Source organism: Streptomyces sp. NPDC047002 (assembly GCF_040704505.1).
Taxonomy (GTDB): domain Bacteria; phylum Actinomycetota; class Actinomycetes; order Streptomycetales; family Streptomycetaceae; genus Streptomyces.
Genome location: NZ_JBEYWC010000001.1, coordinates 616,339 through 634,113, shown reverse-complemented (window position 1 = coordinate 634,113; position 17,775 = coordinate 616,339). Strand labels below are relative to the sequence as shown.

Here is a 17,775-nt window from a genome sequence, read left to right as displayed (position 1 = left end):
GGGAGCGTCACAGGCCCCTGGCGAGGCGGTGGTACGCCTGGTTCCACCGCAGCTCCTGGCAGAAGCGGCGGGCGGTGGTGTCCGCGTCGATCACCACCAGCTCGGTGCGGAGCATCTCGGCGAGGTCGTCGAGCTCCTCGGCGCCGAGCGCCGTGCTCAGCACGGTGTGGTGGGGACCGCCGGCGGTGAGCCACGACTCGGCGGACGTCCGCAGGTCGGGGCGCGGCCGCCACACCGCGCGCGCCACCGGAAGCCGGGGCAGCGGCTCGGGCGGCGGCACGACGTCGATCTCGTTGGCCACCAGCCGGAAGCGGTCTCCGAGGTCGTTGAGCCCCACCACCACGCCGGGACCCGGCGCCGCGTCGAACACCAGGCGCACGGGGTCCTCGCGCCCGCCGATGGACAGCGGGTGGATCTCGCAGGACGGCACACCGGCCGCGATGCTCGGACACACCTCAAGCATGTGCGCGCCGAGGATCAGCGAACGCCCCGCGTCGAGGTGGTACGTGTAGTCCTCCATGAAGGACGTGCCGCCCGGCAGCCCGCGCGCTGCGGCCTTGAGCGCGCGCAGCAGCACGGCGGTCTTCCAGTCGCCCTCGGCGCCGAAGCCGTATCCGTCGGCCATCAGCCGCTGGACGGCGATGCCCGGCAGCTGCCGCAGCCCGCCCAGGTCCTCGAAGTTGGTGGTGAACGCGCCGAACCGGCCGTCCACGAGGAAGGCGCGCAGGCCCAGTTCGATCCGCGCGGCGTACCGCAGCGAGGTGTGCAGGTCGCCGCCCGGCCGCAGCGCGGGCGCGAGGCGGTACGCCGCGGCGTAGTCGGCGGCCAGGGCGTCCACCTCGGCGTCGGACGCCGAATCGACCAGCGGCACCAGGTCGTTCACGCCGTAGGTGTTGACGGAGGCGCCGAACCGCAGCTCCGCCTCGACCTTGTCGCCCTCGGTGACGGCCACGTCCCGCATGGTGTCGCCGAAGCGCGCCACCCGCAGGCGGGCCAGCTCGGCGCGGCCCGCCGCGGCCCGCGCCCAGGCCGCGACCCTGCGCACGGTCTCCCGGTCGCCCGCGTGTCCCACGACGGTCTTGCGCGCCGTGCCGAGCCGCGTCTGCGCGAAGCCGAACTCCCGGTCGCCGTGGGCGGCCTGGTTGAGGTTCATGAAGTCCATGTCGATGGTGGACCACGGCAGCTCCGCGTGCGCCTGGGTGTGCAGGTGCAGCAGCGGCTTGCGCAGCGCGTCGAGACCGGCGATCCACATCTTGGCGGGGGAGAAGGTGTGCATCCACGCGATCACCCCGGTGCAGCGGTCGTCCGCGTTGGCGTCGAGGCAGATCCTGCGGATGGCGTCGGCGCCGGTGAGCACCGGCTTCCACACCAGGCGCGCCGGCAGGTCCGGGTGCGCGGCGAGCAACTCGGCGACGCCGCGCGACTGCTCGGCGACCTGGCGCAGGATGTCGGCGCCGTACAGGTGCTGGCTCCCGGTGAGGAACCAGATCTCACCAGGGGCGGGCTCGGCTGCCATCGACGTCTCCTCTTCCCGGAACGGGGTGTGGTGGTGGAGGGGGTACGGGCGCGGTGCGCCCGGTTCAACCGGCGTACGGGGCACCGGCGGAGCGCGCCGCGTCCCTGATCGCGCGCAGGCGGTGCAGCTGCCGGTCGGGCCCCGCGCCGAAGTGGTCGTGCAGGAGCCGGTATTCGGCGAACAGGGCGTCGTAGGCGTCGGCGCGCGCCGGGTCGGGCCGGTGCACGGCGCGCTCGACGCGGCCCATCGCCCGTGCGGCGGCGCGCACATCGGGGTGCGCGCCGGCGGCGACGGCCGCGTGGATCGCCGAGCCGAGGGCAGGCGCCTGGTCGGAGACGGCGACGGAGACGGGCCTGCGGAGCACGTCGGCGTAGATCCCGAGCAGCAGCGCGTTCTTCTTGAGGCCGCCGGCGACGATGAACTCGGTGACGGGGATGCCCCCGCGCTCGAGCGCCTCCACGATCACCCGCGTACCGAAGGCGGTTGCTTCCAGGAGCGCCCGGTACACGTCCTCCGGCGCGGTGGCGGTCGTCAGGCCCGCGATCACCCCGGACAGCCGGTGGTCGACGAGCACGGACCGGTTGCCGCCGAGCCAGTCGAGCGCCACCAGGCCGTGGGCGCCGACCGGTTGGCGCGCCGCCTTCTCGGTGAGCAGGGCGTGCGCGTCGAGGCCGCGCCGCTCGGCCTCCGCGCGGTAGGCGTCCGGCAGGCCCGTCGAGGTCCACCAGGCGAAGATGTCGCCGACCGCGCTCTGCCCTGCCTCGTAGCCCCAGGCGCCGGGCACGATCCCGCCGTCCACCACACCGCACATGCCGGGCACCTCGGCGAGTACGTCGCTGTTCAGCACGTGGCAGGTCGAGGTGCCCATGATGGCGAGCAGGCGCCCGCCCGCGACGGCGCCGGAGGCCGCCGCGCTCACGTGCGCGTCCACGTTGCCCGCCGCCACCGGGATGCCCGCTGGCAGCCCGGTCCAGGCGGCCGCCCCGGCCGTCAGGGTGCCGACCGCGCTGCCCGGCGGGGACAGCGGATGGTCGAGGCGGGTGCGCGGGAAGTCGGCGAACCCCGGGTCCAGCGCGGCGAGATACGCCTCGTCCGGGTACCTGCCGTCCTGGTGGATGCCCTTGTAGCCGGCGGCGCAGGCGTTGCGGGACTCGCGCCCCGTCAGCTGCCACACGATCCAGTCGGCGGCCTCGATCCACCGCTCGCAGGCGGCCCAGGTCTCCGGGTCCTCTTCAAGCACCTGGAGCGCCTTGGCGTACTGCCACTCGGCCGAGATCCGCCCGCCGTAGCGGCCGAGCCACGGCTCCCCGCGCTCACGGGCCAGGTCGGTGATCCGGTCGGCCTGGCCCTGCGCGGCATGGTGCTTCCACAACTTGGGCCAGGCGTGCGGGTGTCCGCCCCGCCCCGCGAGACACAGCGGTGTGCCGTCCCGGCGTACGGGCAGGACCGTGCACGAGGTGAAGTCGGTGCCCACGCCGATGACGTCCCGCGGGTCGGCCCCGGAAGCGGCGAGCGCCTCCGGCACCGCGTGGCGCAGCACGTCCCGCCAGTCCTCCGGGTGCTGGAGGGCCCAGTCGGGCGGCAGTTCCGCGCCCGTGCCCGGCAGTGCGCCGTCGATCACACCGTGTCGGTACGTGTGGACGGCGGCGCCCAGCTCCTCGCCGTCGCGCACCCTGACCACCACGGCCCGCCCGGAGAGCGTGCCGAAGTCGATGCCGACCGTGCAGGGTCCGGCGCTCGTGGCGGGTTCGGTGCGGGGGCCTGGGGGAGCGGTCACGTCGGTTCCTCACCTGGGTGCGGGGTCGTGCGTACCGGGCTGCGGGCACGTACGGACGCGCCGCCCGGCACCCGGAAGGCCGGTGCCGGTACGGCGGCCCCCTGATTGTTAGCGATAACAAAAGTCCCACGCAAGGGTCCTCGCCGCGCCGTCCCGCGCGGCCCCTCGCCCCGCGCCCCGTGTCGAGTCGAGTGCGGCGATTGAGCGACTGTACAACCAGGGCATGCCACAACAGGGTTGGGAGAAGCGTTCCGATGGATCGGCGGTACCGCCCCGACGGGGCGCGCCTCCCCCGGCCCCCGCCGCCCGCCTTCGCGCCGGCCCCGCGCCAGGCTCGCGGCTTCGTGGTGACGGCCCTTGACCCTCCAGATTGTTGCCGCTAACAATATGGGCGGCGACGGCGCCCGGCCCGTGGGGACACCTGCGGTCGAGGGCCGCCGGAGCGGGGCCTGCCGGGGCCCCGCGGCGCCGTCCACCGGGGCACGCCCGCACGCCCAGGGGCGGGCCCCGCCCCGCAGCGGCCGGGCGGGACACGGCCCGCACCCCCGTCCCGCGCCGGGGCCGTTCCTCCCGCCGGCACGGAATGGGGAGCGCCGCGGGCCGTCCGGCGGGGCGCGCCCGCGGGAGCCGGCAGTCCGGAGAACACACCGCCCCGGGAAGGAAACCCGTGCCCACCTCGCCCCCCGAGCTGCTGCTCGCCGCAGAGCCCGCGCTGCGGATCAACGCCCACCCGATCGACTACGTGCTGGTGGCGGTGTACTTCGCCCTGGTGCTCGGGATCGGCTTCATCGCCCGCCGCTCCGTCTCCACCAGCCTGGACTTCCTGCTCTCCGGCCGCTCCCTGCCCGCGTGGGTGACCGGCCTCGCGTTCATGTCCGCCAACCTCGGCGCCACCGAACTGCTCGGCCAGACCGCCAACGGCGCCCAGTACGGCATCCAGACCGTGCACTACTACTGGATCGGCGCCATCCCCGCGATGGTCTTCCTCGGCCTGGTGATGATGCCGTTCTACTACGGCTCCAAGGTGCGCAGCGTCCCCGAGTTCCTGCGGCGCAGGTTCAACCCGGCGACCCAGCGCATCCAGGCCGTCCTGTTCGCCGTGGCCTCCGTGCTCCTCGCCGGGGTCAACCTGTACGCGATGGCGATCGTGGTCAACGCGCTGCTCGGCTGGCCCACCTGGGTGGCCGTGGTCGTCGCGGGCGCGGTGGTCCTCTCGTACACGTTTCTCGGCGGGCTCTCCGCGGCCATCTACAACGAGGTGCTCCAGTTCTTCGTCATCGTCGCGGCGATGGTGCCGCTGACCCTGGTCGGCCTGCACCGCGTCGGCGGCTGGCACGGCCTGACCGCGAAGCTCTCCGGACAGCCGCACGGGCAGGCCGACCTCTCGCCCTTCCCCGGGCACGAACTCACCGGCATCCACAGCGGCGTGGGCAGCGCCTTCGGTGTGGTGCTCGGGCTCGGCTTCATCACGTCCTTCGGCTACTGGACCACCAACTTCACCGAGGTGCAGCGCGCGTTCTCCGCCAAGAGCGCGTCGGCCGCCCAGCGCACCCCGCTGATCGCGGCCTTCCCGAAGACCCTCATCGCGTTCGTCATCGTCATCCCCGGCATGATCGCGGCCGTGCTGGTGCCGCAGATCGTCCACCTGCGCCAGGGGCTGCCGTCCGGCGCCCAGTACAACGACGTGGTCCCCCTGCTGCTCCAGGAGTTGCTGCCCAACGGCTTCCTCGGAGTCGCGCTCGCCGGTCTGCTCGCCTCGTTCATGGCGGGCATGGCCGCCAACGTCTCGTCCTTCAACACCGTCTTCACGTACGACATCTGGCAGGACTGGGTGAAGCCGGGCAAGCCCGACGCGTACTACCTGAGGGTGGGGCGGCTGGTCACGGTCGCCGGTACGGCGCTCGCGGTCGGCACGGCCTTCATCGCCGCGGGCTTCGGCAACATCATGGACTACATCCAGACGCTGTTCTCCTTCTTCAACGTCCCCCTCTTCGCCATCTTCATCCTCGGCATGTTCTGGAAGCGGATGACCGGCACGGCCGGCTGGTCCGCCCTGGTCGCCGGGACGGTGGGCGCGGTCACGGTGTTCGTGCTCAACCAGACGGGGGTCGTGCACTTCTCGGGCCAGGGGTCGAGCTACGTCGGTGGCGGTGTGGGCTTCGTGCTCGCGATCCTGGTCGGCGTGGCGGTCTCGCTGGCGACCGCGCCCAAGCCGGACGCCGAACTCGTGGGCCTGGTGCGGAGCGTGACGCCGAAGGCCGCGCGCACGGTGGAGCGCGAACCCGGCTGGTACCGCTCGCCCGCGGTGCTCTCTGGCGGTGTGCTCGTCCTCACCGCCGCCTGCTACATCGCCTTCAGCGTCTGACCCACCCGCCCGCACGCGGGCCCCGCCCCGCGGGCCCGCCCCGAAAGGGGAACCCATGTCACAGCCCGTCCGCCCGGAGGACTCCCGGCTGAGCTTCTGGCTCGACCTGCGGACCTGCATCGCCGTGCTGTTCGTCATCTACGGCGCCGTCTGCCTGGTCTGGGGGCTCGCCTTCACCGATCCGGCCGAGCTCGACAAGAGCGGCGGCATCCGGCTCAACCTGTGGACCGGCATCGGGATGCTGGCCGTCGGCGCCGCCTTCGCCGTGTGGGCCGCGCTCAGGCCCGTACGCGCCGACGAGCGCGACCGCACGCCCGCCGCACCGCCCGCGGAGGACGAGCCGCCGGCCTGACGGCACGCGCCGCAGCGGCACCGCTCCCCGTCACGGCGGCAGCAGCCGGAAGGCGGCCCGCTCGCCCGCGACCCCGTTGACGAGCAGCGGGATCGCGTGCGGGCCCGGGTGGTGGCGCCGGGTCGTCAGCGGCCTGAACGCATGCTCGCGCTCCACACGCAGCTCCTGCCCGGGGTCGAGGGAACGGGTGGTGAGCTTGAAGGTCTTCGCGCTCTGGCGGCCGTCCGCCCTGTGGTGGTGGACGGTGTAGTCGACGGCCGGCCTGGCGGGGAGCGCACCGGTGTTGCGCAGCGTCGCGGTGAACCGTACGGACCCGGAGAACGGCACCTCGGCCGGGTCGAGCACCGGCCCCTCCACGGCCACGGACGCAGGGTGGAAGCCCCGCAGCGCAAGCGCCCGGGGGTGGCCGCGCTTGACGAGGGTGCGCAGGCCGTGGCGGACCAGCGGGGGCGTGTGGCCCGCAGGGGACGGGCGCCGCCGACCAGCGCGCCGCGGCGCCGACCGCGAGCTCCGGGTGGTCGCGGCTGAGGTCGCTGAGGTGGTTGGCGACCGAGCGGCGCACCGCGGCGTCGGTGTCGCGGTACAGCGCGTCCAGCAGCGGCAGTGTGACGCCGGGCCGGTCGAGGAGCGCGGGCACGCGCACCGCCCACGGCAGGCAGGGGCGGGTGCCCTCGGACGCGAGACGGCCGCACCGCCGGGTCCTTTGACGCGGACGCGGCGGAGCTGGTCGCCACCATGCTGACCGGCCACTACCCGGTGTACGGGACGGCGGTGCTGCCGGTGCCGCTCCCGGAGGCCGAGCGGCTCGTACCGCCGGGGTCCGGCGTCCACGAGCGCGCCGGTGCCGATGCCACCGTGGTCACCGTGGGCGGAGGGGACCTGGACGAGCTCGCCACCCGCCTGCCGGGCCCTCGCCGTGCCGCTCACCGGGGTCGAGCCGAGGGAACCGCGCACCGTGCTGCGGGCCCGGCTGCGCTCCCAGCTGGACGCGCTGGGACCCGAGGAGGCGTAACCCGGGCCCTCCGGCGGGGAGTACGGACGGGGCGCGGCCGGGGACGACCCCAGGGGCGAGTTTAAGTCAGTCGATTGACTTAGAGGGGATTCTGCGATCCACTGATCGCGCCCGCCGGACGGGCGACCACCCCCCACGGATCCGAGGAGCAGCCATGAGCGACGCGCGCGGCACGCGGTCCCCCGACTACCCCATCTCCGCCCCGGAGCCGCTCGAACCACCGGCCGAATGGGCGCGGTTGAGGCAGAGGTGCCCGGTCGCCCCGGTGACGTTCCCGAGCGGCGACCCCGCGGTGCTGCTGACCCGGTACGAGGACGTCAAGGCGGCGCTGACCGACCCGCGCCTCAGCCGCGAGGGCCTGGCACGCCCCGACGCCGCGCGCATCACCGCGGGGGAGGCCGAGGGCATCTTCAGCAGCCCCATGGCGAAGGCACTCAACGACGAGGGGCACGGGCGCTGGCGCCGCATGGTGGGCAGGTGGTTCACCGCGAAACGCATGGCCGCGCTGAAACCGCGCATGGAGGAGATGGCCGACCTGCTCGTCGACGGGATGGTCGCGCACGGCGCCCCCGCCGACCTGGTGGGCATGCTGGCGTTCCCGCTGCCCGTCTACGTCATCTGCACGATGCTCGGCGTGCCCGAGAGCGACCGGGACCGCTTCAAGGCCTGGTCGGACACCTTCCTCAACATGACCACGTACACCCGCGAGGAGACCGAGGCGGCACACCGGGACTTCGCCGCCTACATGTCCGACCTCGTCGCACGCAAGCGCGAGGCCCCCGGGGACGACCTGCTGAGCAGGCTGATGGACGGCGCGGACACCGAGGGCAGGCCCATGTCGGAGGCCGGGCTCGTCGCCACCGGGCAGGCCCTGCTGCTCGCAGGGCACGAGACGACGGCCGGGTTCATCTCCATGATGACCGCACACCTGCTCGCCGAACGCGGCCGCTGGGAGCGGCTGTCGGCCGACCCCTCGCTGATCCGCCCCGCGGTGGAGGAGGTGCTGCGCTACGACCCCAACGGCAGCGGCTTCGGCATGCTGCGCTACGCCCACGAGGACATCGAGCTGTCCGGGGGCCGGGTCGAGCGCGGCACGACGGTGGTGTGCAGCATGGCGGCGGCGCACCGGGACGAACGCGCCTGGGACGACCCGGACGTGCTCGACATCGGCCGCAGCCCCAACCCCCACCTGGCGTTCGGTGCAGGGCCCCACTCCTGCCTCGGCCAGCCGCTGGCCCGCACCGAACTCCAGGCCGTGCTCGGTGTGCTGCTGCGCCGCCTGCCGGGGCTGCGGCTCGCCGTCGACGTCGGCGAACTGCGGCGCCAGGAAGGCATGCTGACCACCCCGCTGCGCGAACTGCCGGTGGCGTGGTGAGCCGAGGCACCCGGCCGGGCGCGGCCGCCCCGGAGCCCGGGCCCGCCGGGCACGCGGCCGCCCCGCCTGCCCGTCGGACGACCGTCACAGCGCACCGCGCGGAACGTACAGGAGAGGACTCATGAGGATCACCGTCGACGAGGAGAAGTGCTGCGGTGCGGGACAGTGCGTGCTGATCGCCCCCGAGGTGTTCGACCAGCGCGACGAGGACGGCATCGTGGTGCTCCTCGACGCCGAGCCCGCCGAGGAGCACCACGCCGCGGTCCGCGAGTCCGCGGGCGTCTGCCCGGCGGCCGCCATCCACCTCGCAGGCGACGGCGCGTGAGCACCCCGGAGGACGTGCTCGTCGTCGGGGCGAGCGCCGCCGGGCTCGCCGTCGTGGAGGCCCTGCGCCGCAAGGGCTATGTCGGCCGGATCACCCTGCTCGGCGCGGAGGCGGGCGCGCCCTACGACAGGCCGCCGCTGTCCAAGCAGGTCCTGGCCGGGACCTGGGACCCCGAGCGGACGCTGCTGCGCACCAAGGAGACCCTCGACGCGCTGGGCGCCGCGTTCGCCCTGGGGGAGCGCGCGGTGGCGTTCGACGCCACGACCCGCACCGTACGCACCGAGCTCGACCGCGAGTTGAGCGCCGAGGCCGTGGTGCTCGCCACCGGCCTGCACGCCCGCAGGCCCCCGGGGGCGAGCGGCGTCGGCGGCGTGCACGTGTTGCGCGGCATCGAGGACGCCGTGCGGCTGCGCGCCGGACTCGCCGCCGCGCGACGCGTCGTGGTCGTCGGCGACGGCGTGCTCGGCGCCGAGATCGCCGCAACGGTCCGGCTCACGGGCCGCGATGTGACCCTGACGGGCCCGCAGGAGGCCCCCATGCGGGCGCAGTTGGGGCCGGTGGTGGCGCGGCGGCTCGCGGCGCTGCACACCGGGCACGGTGTACGGCTGCGCCCGCACACCCGGGCCGACGGCGTGGAGAGCGCGGGCGGGCACGTCACCGGCGTACGGGCGGTGGACGGCGCGCCCCTCCCCGCCGACCTCGTCGTGGCCGCCATGGGCAGCGTCCCCGCCACCGCGTGGCTGGCGGGCAGCGGACTCACACTCCAGGACGGCGTGGTGTGCGACGCCCGCTGCCGCGCGGCCGACGGCGTCTACGCCGCGGGGGACCTGGCGCGCTTCCACCACAGCGCGCTCGGCAGGATGCTGCGCCTCGAGAACCGCACCAACGCCACCGAGCAGGCCATGGCGGTCGCGGCGAACCTCCTCGGCGAGGACCGCCCCTACACGCCCGTGCCCTACTTCTGGACCGACCAGTTCGGCGCCAGGATCCAGCTGTACGGCCTGCCGGCGCCCGACGCCGCTGTGCACGTCGTCGAAGGCTCCCTGGAAGAAGGCCGGTTCGTCGCGCGCTACGAGGACGGCGCGGGCCCCGCCGCCGTCCTCGGCTGGAACATGCCCCGGCAGGCACGCCTGCACCGCCCACCCCTCCTCGACCGCTACACCACCCCCGGCTGAGCCGCGCCCCTGCCGGCACCGGACGATCGCCCGCCGCCCCGCCGCCCCGCCGCCCCGCCGCCCCGCCGCCCCGCCCGTTCCCCGCCGTGGGCGGCAGCCCCGCGACCCGCCCGCCGGAGCGGCGTGTGCGGCCACCGCCGCGTACCGAGCTCCGGCGCACTGCCGCCGCGTACCGCGTACCGCTTCCGCAGGCGCACCTGCACCGCACCCCCGGTCCGCATCTGACCCGCACCCGCACCGCATCCACGTCCGCACCCCGCCACCGCACAGGGACCGTCATGACCACCCCAAGACCCGTTGCCCACCCCGGCAGAAGCGTCGCCGTGCTCGCGGCGGGCGGCATTGTCGCCGCGCTGATGCAGACGCTCGTGATCCCGCTCATCGGGACCCTGCCCGCCCTGCTGCACACCACCGCGTCCAACGCCTCATGGGCCGTCACGGCGACGCTGCTCGCCGGCGCGGTCACCACGCCGGTGACCGGGCGGCTGGGGGACCTGTTCGGCAAGCGGCGCGTGCTGCTCGCCTGCTGCGTGCCGCTGGTGGCCGGCTCGGTGGTCTGCGCGCTCGCCACCTCGCTCGCGACCATGGTCGCGGGCCGCGCGCTCCAGGGCATGGGGATGGGCATCGTCGCGCTCGGCATCAGCGCCCTGCGCGACCTCATGCCGCCGGAGCGGCTCGGCTCCTCGATCGCGCTGATCAGCTCCTCGCTCGGCATCGGCGGCGCCCTCGGCCTGCCGTTCGCCGCCGCGATCGCCGAACACGCCGACTGGCGCATCCTGTTCTGGGTCTCCGCCGCGCTCAGCGCCCTCGTCGCGCTCCTGATCGCCCTGGTCGTCCCCGCCACCCCGGCGCGCGGGCGGGGCGGCTTCGACGCCCCCGGCGCCCTTGGGCTCGGGGCCGGCCTCGTCTGCCTGCTGCTCGCCGTGTCGAAGGGCGCCGACTGGGGCTGGGGCAGTGCGACGACGCTGGCCCTGCTGGTCGCCGCGCCCGTCCTCCTGCTCGCCTGGGGCCGGTGGGAACTGCGCACCCCCGCGCCCCTGGTCGATCTGCGGGTCACCGCGCGGCCCCGCGTCCTGGTCACCAACGCGGCCTCCGTCGTGGTCGCCTTCGCCATGTACGCGGCCTCGCTGATCGTGCCGCAACTGCTGCAGCTGCCCAGGGAGACCGGTTACGGCCTCGGCCGGTCCATGCAGGCCGCAGGTCTGTGGATGGCGCCCTCCGGCCTGACGATGATGGCGGTGTCGCCGCTCGGCGCGAAGCTGTCGGCGGCCCGCTCCCCGAAGACGACCCTCGTGGTGGGCGGGCTCGTCATAGCCCTCGGCTACGGCTCGTCGACCGTGCTGATGGGGTCGGCCCCGGGCCTGCTCGTCGTCACCTGCATCTGCAACACGGGGGTCGCCCTCGCCTACGGCGCCATGCCCGCCCTCATCATGAGCGGCGTCCCCAGGTCCGAGACCGCGTCGGCCAACAGCTTCAACACCCTGCTGCGCTCCGTCGGCACCTCCGTGGCCGCGGCCGTCGTCGGCATCGTCCTCGCCCGGATGACCGTACGGACGGGTGCCGTCGCGGTGCCGAGCGAGGGCGGCTTCCGCACCGGCCTGCTGCTCGGCTGCGGCGTCGCGCTCGCCGCGGCGGCGATCGCCGCCGCCATCCCGTACCGCGCGGACGCCGCACCGGCCGAGGAGGGCGACAGCGGCGTCCCCGCGCGCGCCGACGGCCGCCAGGGCTCCCACGGGCCGGAGGAACAGGACGGCGGCAGCAGCCGTCACGGCGACGGCGACGCGCCCCTGCCGCACACCGACCACCCCCGTACCCACCGCCCCTCCCGCGCCCCGGGAGCCGGCTCCACCCCGTCGGAGGAAGCATGACGACCACGCCCGCCACCCCGCACGCCGGCCTTCCCGACTTTCCCGCGCCCCGCTCGGCCGGCTGCCCCTTCGACCCGTCACCCGGCATGCGCGCGCTCGCGGGACACGGGCCGCTCACCCGGGTGCGGTCCTGGAGCGGCACCACCCCGTGGGCCGTGACCGGACACGCGGAGCAGAAGGCGCTGCTGTCCGACCCGCGCCTGAGCGCCGAGTTCTCCCAGCCCGGCTTTCCCAGCCCCGTCGACCCCGCGCACGCCCACGCGGGCGGCACCGACCTGAGCTTCGTCGGCATGGACGACCCCGAGCACGCCAGGCTGCGCCGCATGGTCAGCGGTACCTTCACCATCAAACGCGTCGAGGCGATGCGGCCCCTGGTGCAGAAGATGGCCGACGACTTCATCGACGCCATGCTCGAAGGCCCCCGGCCCGCCGACCTCGTCCAGTGCCTCGCCCTGCCGATCCCCTCGCTCGTCATCTCCGAACTCCTCGGAGTCCCCTACGAGGACCACGCGTTCTTCCAGACCAACAGCAAGACACTGGTCTCCGCGGTCTCCAGCGTCGAGGACCGGCGAAGCGCCCACACCAGCCTCGCCGGCTACCTCGACGACCTCATCGGCCGCAAACTCACCGCGCCGGGCGACGACCTGCTCTCCGGCCTGTGCGCCCAGATCACCCGGGGCGAGCTCACCCGGCGCGAGGCCGCGGCCATGGGCGTGCTCCTCCTGCTCGGCGGCCACGAGACCACGGCCAACATGATCAGCCTCGGCACCCTGCTGCTGCTCCAGCACCCGGATCAGCTGGCCGTCCTGCGCGACACCGACGACCCCGCGGTGGTCCGCGAGGCCGTCGAGGAACTGCTGCGCTACCTCTCGATCGTCCATCTCGGCCGCCGCCGCACCGCACTGGAGGACATCGAGGTCGCCGGGCACACCATCCGCGCGGGGGACGGCGTCATCCTGCTCGGCGAGCTCGCCAACCGCGACCCCGACGTCTTCCCCGAACCCGACCGCCTCGACCTCACCCGCGACGCCCGCAGGCACCAGGCGTTCGGCGCGGGCACCCACCACTGCGTGGGCCAGCCGCTCGCCCGGATGGAACTCCAGGTCATCTACCCGACGTTGTTCCGCCGCGTGCCGACCCTGCGCGCGGCGGGAGAGCTCGGCAGCATCCCCTTCAAGTACGACGCGGTCATCTACGGCCTGCACTCCCTGCCCGTCACCTGGTAGCCGCCCGTGCGTGCGGCGGGACGGCCGCGGCTCAGCGGCGCACCGTGCACGTCGCGCGGGCCGTCTTGTGCGGGTCGCTCTCCGAGCGCGCCGTCAGTGTGACCTTTCCGGTGCGCGCCGCGCCGTGGCCCGCCGCCACGGCGACGTCCACCGCGGTGCGGCCCCCGGCCTTCGCCGTGGCGAGCGCGCTGGGCAGCTCGGCGCGCCAGCCGCGGCCCTGCGCCGCCGCCGTCAGGCGGTAGACGTCGGCGTTCTCGTAGGAGGCCGCCTTGCCCGGGGCGCCGTGCGCGCCCTGGCCGGTGTTGGCGAGCCCGAAAGTGCAGACCGCGCCCTTGCCCCCGGCGTCGCCGCCGGCCGCGCCGCGGGTCAGCGCCACGCCCCTCGCCTGCGGCCCCGAGCCGTCGAGGGAGCGCACCGCCACGGTGTACGAGAGTTCGCCCGCGGCGGTCTTCTTCAGCCCGATCACGGAGAACTGGAGCCTGTTGGCCTTGTCGGTGTACTCGTACGCGCTGCCCGAGCGGGTGCCCGCGTGGAACAGCCCGTCGTTGAGCTGGCGGTAGTCGCCGATCGAGCGCATCACCTTCGTGCCGTCAGGACGGGTGAAGTCCACCATGCGGATGTCCTGCGGATTGGCGTCGATCATCCAGCTGAAGCAGAGGTAGCCGCAGCTGTCGCCCTCGTCGTCGAAGGGCTTGTTCTTGGTGAGCATCACCCCGTGGTCGGGGGTGAAGGAGTCCGCCCCGATCCGCTGCACCGTCTCGATGGTGTAGTCCGTGAAGCCCGGGCCCGAGCACAGCGGGTCCTTGTCGACGTCGCAGGCGGGCGTCGTGTCCGTGCCCAGGTCGACGCGGACGCCCTGGATCGCGTGCTTCTCCACCTTCGCGGACCTGGCGCGTACGTCGAAGACCGCGAGCCCGTGGTCGGCGAGCGAGCGCGGCGACAGGGTCAGCAGCTGGTCGTCGTCGATGAAGCCGAGCTTCGTCCTGGTGCGCACCGTCTGCCCCGCGGGCATGGACGCCCCCTCGGTCGCGGGCACTTCCCATCTGTTGTGCGGCCCGCCCGGCCCGTTGAAGGACCCGCGGTCGAGCACGTCGAAGGGCCCGGTGCCCGCGCGGTGGTAGGGCTCGGCGTACGGATTGTTGTTGTTGTCGCCGATGTCGAAGGTGTGGGTGATCTCGTGGGTGATTGTGCCCGAGCTCTCGCCCTGCCGGATACCGGAGTCGCCCCACAGCTGCGACCCGGCGAGCCAGGACGTGAAGCCGGTGTAGCGGCTGCGCACGGCGTTCGGCAGGGACGGGTCGGGCGGCCCCCAGGCGTCGGGCACGTCGTCGGGCGTCTGGAACTTCATCTCGCCGAACTCCTGCCAGACGGAGGTCTCGTCGTATCCGGCGTAGATCCGCATCACCCGGTCGAAGGACTTCGCCTGTCCGGCGCCGGCCTCCTTCTCCCACACTGGGTCGATGTCCCTCTCGACGCTGCCGTCGCAGGTGTGCCCGCTCGGGCAGCCCGCGCCCTCCTGGCCGATGTCGTTGAGCCCATACTCGTACGACGGCCGCGGCGCCCCGTACGGCCCGAAGGGGACGAACTCCACGCCGATGCGGCCGTTCGTCTGCTCCATCCAGTACTCGTTGACGGTGTGGCCGTGGTTGAGGGCGCTCGGCTTGTTGTAGAAGTCCGCGTAGAACTTCGCGATGTCCCCGCGCCCCACGGGGTCGATCTGCGGGTTGCCGAACGGATCGCTCTTTTTGGACATGGTCATGACAAATGGTTGGTCGGGGAAGTCGACCGCCAGGAGCGCGATCTTCAGCTTCTTCCCGGTCGGCTGCAGATCCGGGTCGGCCCAGTCGGTGCCCGGCACCTTGTGGTAGTCGCTCCAGGTCATGTCCTGCTGGTCTTCGGGGTGTTGCGGATCGATGGGGGTGAAGGCGCCGCCGGTGCGCGCCGCGGCGGGCGCGGGGCCCGCCGGGCTCCCCGGCGAGGCGAAGGCGTTGCCCACGACGAGCGCCGCGAGGGCTGCGGTCGCCACCGCCAGTGTTCTCGTCCTGCGGGTGTTCCTGCTGCTCCGGCCGATCGGGCGTGACCTCACGTGGCACTGCCTTCCGTGTGTCGACGTTCCGTAAGTCGAACGCTCGGAGCGTAGGGCGACCCTGCCTCCGTGTCAACGGGCCGCGTGGCACGGTCTTTTGCGGGAAACGCGACCGTAACCGGGCGGGACTGGGAACCCCGGTCCGTTCCGTAAAGCGAACCGGGGTGGAGGTCTCGCACCCCGCGCGAGGGCCCCGGCGGCGTAGGCGCGCCGCCGGGGCCCTCGTCTCAGCCGGAGAGGCCGGAGAGGCCGCCCCGGTCGGCGGGGGCGGCCGGGGCACCCGGGTCCTCGTGGCCGAGGTCGATGTCGACCTCGGCCCGGCCGCTGTCGGCCACCGAGAAGGGCACGGCCCGGGGCGGGTAGCTGCTCGCGACGACGGTGTAGTCACCGGTGGAGAGGCCGGTGAAGTCGTAGCCGCCCGCCTCGTCGGTGAGCCGGCGCTTGAGCACGTTCCCCGCCGGGTCCATGAGGGTGACCAGCGTGTCGGCGAGTGCCGCGCCCTCGCCGTTGCGCACGGTGCCGCGCAGCCGGGCCGCCGGGTGCAGGTCCACGTCGTACGCGGTGGGCCCGCCGTCGGACAGCTCGACGGCCAGGGCGCACGGCCGGTGGCCCTCGGCGTTGACGGCCAGCGTGTAGAGACCGGCCGGCAGGTCCGGCAGGTCGTAGGCCCCGGCGTCCGTCGTGGTGGACGTGCCGACGACGTCGCCGCGCTCGTCCGCCACCACCACGAGGGCGCCCGCGACGGGGCCGAGGGCGGAGCGCACCGTGCCGGTGAGGCCGCCCGACGCGGTGAGCGCCAGGTCGGCGGCGAGGTTCGTCTCGCCCACCGTGACGGTCACCGCGTGCGGCTGCAGGCCCGCGGCCGAGCCGATCACCACGTACGTGCCGGGGCCCGGGTGGGTGAGCGCGTAGCGGCCGTTGTGGTCGGCGACCGACCTGGCCACCTGCCGGCCCGCCACGTCGATCAGGGTGACGGAGGCACCCTCCACCGGCCTGCCCGAGCCGTCGCGCACCTGCCCGAGCACACCGGGCAGCCGGTCCTCGGCGGGCGCCGTGCCCCTGGCGTGGTGGGCCGGGGTGTGGGGGAGGCCCGCCTCGTCGGCCTGTCCTGGCACCAGGCCCTCAGCCGCGGCCTTCGGAGTCTCGGCCGCGGCCGGGGCCGCCTCGGGCGCCGCGGGGGCGAGCGCGGACGGCCTGCCCCTGCGGTAGAGCAGCACCGAGACGAGCAGGCCCGCGGCGAAGAACGCCGCCGCCCACCAGTAGGCGCGCGCGTAGCTGTGCAGGGCGGCCTGCACGGCGAGGCCCGGCTGGCCGATGTGGCCCTTGGCGTAGGTGCTCGCCGCGGTGGCCGCGATCGTGTTGAACAGCGCGGTGCCGATCGAACCGCCCACCTGCTGCATGGTGTTCACGGTCGCCGAGGCGACGCCCTGGTCCCGCGGCTGCACCCCGAGGGTCGCCAGGCTCATCGCCGGCGGCATCACCAGGCCGAGGCCGAGGCCAAGCAGGAGCAGCCCGGGCAGGACGTGCGCCGGGTAGGTGCTGTCCAGGTCGAGCGCGGTCAGGTAGACGAGGCCGGCGCCCGCGAGGCCCATGCCGACCGGCACGACCGGCTTCGGGCCGATCCGCGGGATCAGCAGATTGGTGGCGAGCTGCGCGGTGAGCATCAGCATCCCGACCATGGGCAGGAAGCCGAGACCGGTCTGGACCGGTGTGTAGTGCAGCGTCTGCTGGAGGTAGTACGTCAGGAACAGGAAGACGCCGAACATCCCGGCGCCCGAGATGAACACACTGATGTACGAGGCCGCGCGATTGCGGTCGGCGAGCACCCGCAGCGGCAGGAGCGGGTGTGCGGCGCGCCGCTCCCACAGGGTGAACAGCACGAGCAGCACACCGCCCGCGGCCAGGAACACCCAGCACATCCAGTTGCTCCAGTCGTGGGTCTCGGCGTTGGCGAAGCCGAACACCACCCCGAACAGACCGGAGGCGACGAGCAGGGTGCCCAGCAGATCGAGCCGCGGCCGCTGCGCGGGAGCCGCCCCGCGCACGAAGATCGCGGCGCCGATCACGGCGAACACCGCGATGGCGTCGTTGACGTACAGCGTCCAGCGCCAGTCGAGGTGCTCGGTGAGCACACCGCCGAGCAGCAGCCCTATGGCGCCGCCCGAACCGGCGATCGCGCCGAAGACGCCGAACGCCCTCGACCGCTCCTTCGGGTCGACGAACGTCGTGGTCAGCAGCGACATGGCGGACGGCGCGAGCACCGCGCCGAACAGCCCCTGCAGCGCGCGGGCCACGACCAGCATGGTGAAGCCGTTCGCCGCGCCGCCGAGCGCGGACGCGGCGGCGAAGCCGACCAGGCCGATCAGGAACGTCCTGCGGCGGCCCATCAGGTCGGCGAGGCGCCCGCCGAGCAGCAGCAGGCTGCCGAAGGCCAGCGAGTAGGCGGTGATGACCCACTGCCGGCCGTCGTTGGAGAAGCCCAGGTCCTGCTGGGCGGAGGGCAGGGCGATGTTCACGATGGTCGCGTCGAGCACGACCATCAGCTGGGCCAGCCCTATGACGGCCAGCGCCCACCAGCGCCGCGGCGGGTGGCGCCTGGCCTCGTCGTTCGCGGCCTCCTCCGGGGTGGGCGCCCGGGAAGGGGTGGCATCTACGGGTCCGTCGACGGCGGAGACTGACACGCCGGGGTCCTCCAGGT

The 17,775-nt window shown here is 74.0% G+C and carries 13 protein-coding genes; 8 read left to right on the top strand and 5 right to left on the bottom strand.

The annotated features are described in order from the left end of the window. Nucleotides 1–7 precede the first annotated feature (7 nt). Nucleotides 8–1,516 (bottom strand): L-arabinose isomerase, encoded by a 1,509-nt coding sequence (araA, locus tag AB0910_RS02790; RefSeq protein WP_366742664.1) that lies wholly within the window; start codon nt 1,514–1,516, stop codon nt 8–10. 64 nt (nt 1,517–1,580) lie between these two features. Then, nucleotides 1,581–3,293 (bottom strand): ribulokinase, encoded by a 1,713-nt coding sequence (gene araB / locus AB0910_RS02785; RefSeq protein WP_366742663.1) that lies wholly within the window; start codon nt 3,291–3,293, stop codon nt 1,581–1,583. A 667-nt stretch (nt 3,294–3,960) separates the two neighbouring features. Here araB and AB0910_RS02780 point away from each other — a divergent pair. Next, nucleotides 3,961–5,658 (top strand): sodium:solute symporter family protein, encoded by a 1,698-nt coding sequence (locus AB0910_RS02780; protein ID WP_366742662.1) that lies wholly within the window; start codon nt 3,961–3,963, stop codon nt 5,656–5,658. A 55-nt stretch (nt 5,659–5,713) separates the two neighbouring features. Then, the gene (locus AB0910_RS02775; RefSeq protein ID WP_366742661.1) at nt 5,714–6,010 is read left to right on the top strand and encodes a hypothetical protein; all 297 of its coding nucleotides are present in this window, start codon (nt 5,714–5,716) and stop codon (nt 6,008–6,010) included. Between the two features lie 30 nt (nt 6,011–6,040). Here the strand turns inward: AB0910_RS02775 and AB0910_RS02770 are convergent, their stop codons facing one another. Next, entirely contained in the window at nt 6,041–6,373 is a 333-nt protein-coding gene (locus AB0910_RS02770) for a hypothetical protein (RefSeq protein WP_366742660.1), read from the bottom strand. A 478-nt stretch (nt 6,374–6,851) separates the two neighbouring features. On the opposite strand from AB0910_RS02770, the gene AB0910_RS02765 reads away from it, so the two are divergent. From AB0910_RS02765 to AB0910_RS02740, 6 genes are all read left to right on the top strand, one after another. Beyond that, the gene (locus tag AB0910_RS02765; protein WP_366742659.1) at nt 6,852–7,022 is read left to right on the top strand and encodes a hypothetical protein; all 171 of its coding nucleotides are present in this window, start codon (nt 6,852–6,854) and stop codon (nt 7,020–7,022) included. 154 nt (nt 7,023–7,176) lie between these two features. Further along, the gene (locus AB0910_RS02760; RefSeq protein ID WP_366742658.1) at nt 7,177–8,397 is read left to right on the top strand and encodes a cytochrome P450; all 1,221 of its coding nucleotides are present in this window, start codon (nt 7,177–7,179) and stop codon (nt 8,395–8,397) included. Nucleotides 8,398–8,518: 121 nt separating this feature from the next. Then, the gene (locus AB0910_RS02755) at nt 8,519–8,722 is read left to right on the top strand and encodes a ferredoxin (RefSeq protein WP_366742657.1); all 204 of its coding nucleotides are present in this window, start codon (nt 8,519–8,521) and stop codon (nt 8,720–8,722) included. Beyond that, a complete protein-coding gene (locus AB0910_RS02750) occupies nt 8,719–9,897 on the top strand; it encodes an FAD/NAD(P)-binding oxidoreductase (RefSeq protein WP_366742656.1) in 1,179 nt (392 codons plus the stop codon). The genes AB0910_RS02755 and AB0910_RS02750 overlap by 4 nt, the downstream gene beginning before the upstream one ends. Before the next feature lie 278 nt (nt 9,898–10,175). After that, nucleotides 10,176–11,765: an MFS transporter gene (locus AB0910_RS02745; RefSeq protein WP_366742655.1), complete on the top strand. Its 1,590-nt coding sequence runs from the start codon at nt 10,176–10,178 to the stop codon at nt 11,763–11,765. After that, nucleotides 11,762–12,991, top strand: coding sequence for a cytochrome P450 (locus tag AB0910_RS02740; RefSeq protein WP_366742654.1), 1,230 nt, complete (start codon nt 11,762–11,764; stop codon nt 12,989–12,991). The genes AB0910_RS02745 and AB0910_RS02740 overlap by 4 nt, the downstream gene beginning before the upstream one ends. 31 nt (nt 12,992–13,022) lie before the next feature. On the opposite strand, the gene AB0910_RS02735 is transcribed toward AB0910_RS02740, so the two are convergent. Then, nucleotides 13,023–15,077 carry a peptidase M6 gene (locus AB0910_RS02735; protein ID WP_366742653.1) on the bottom strand — a complete coding sequence of 685 codons (2,055 nt, stop codon included), beginning with the start codon at nt 15,075–15,077 and terminating at the stop codon, nt 13,023–13,025. Between the two features lie 227 nt (nt 15,078–15,304). After that, nucleotides 15,305–17,644, bottom strand: a complete 2,340-nt coding sequence (locus AB0910_RS02730) for a DHA2 family efflux MFS transporter permease subunit (RefSeq protein ID WP_366742748.1) — start codon at nt 17,642–17,644, stop codon at nt 15,305–15,307. Nucleotides 17,645–17,775: the final 131 nt, after the last annotated feature.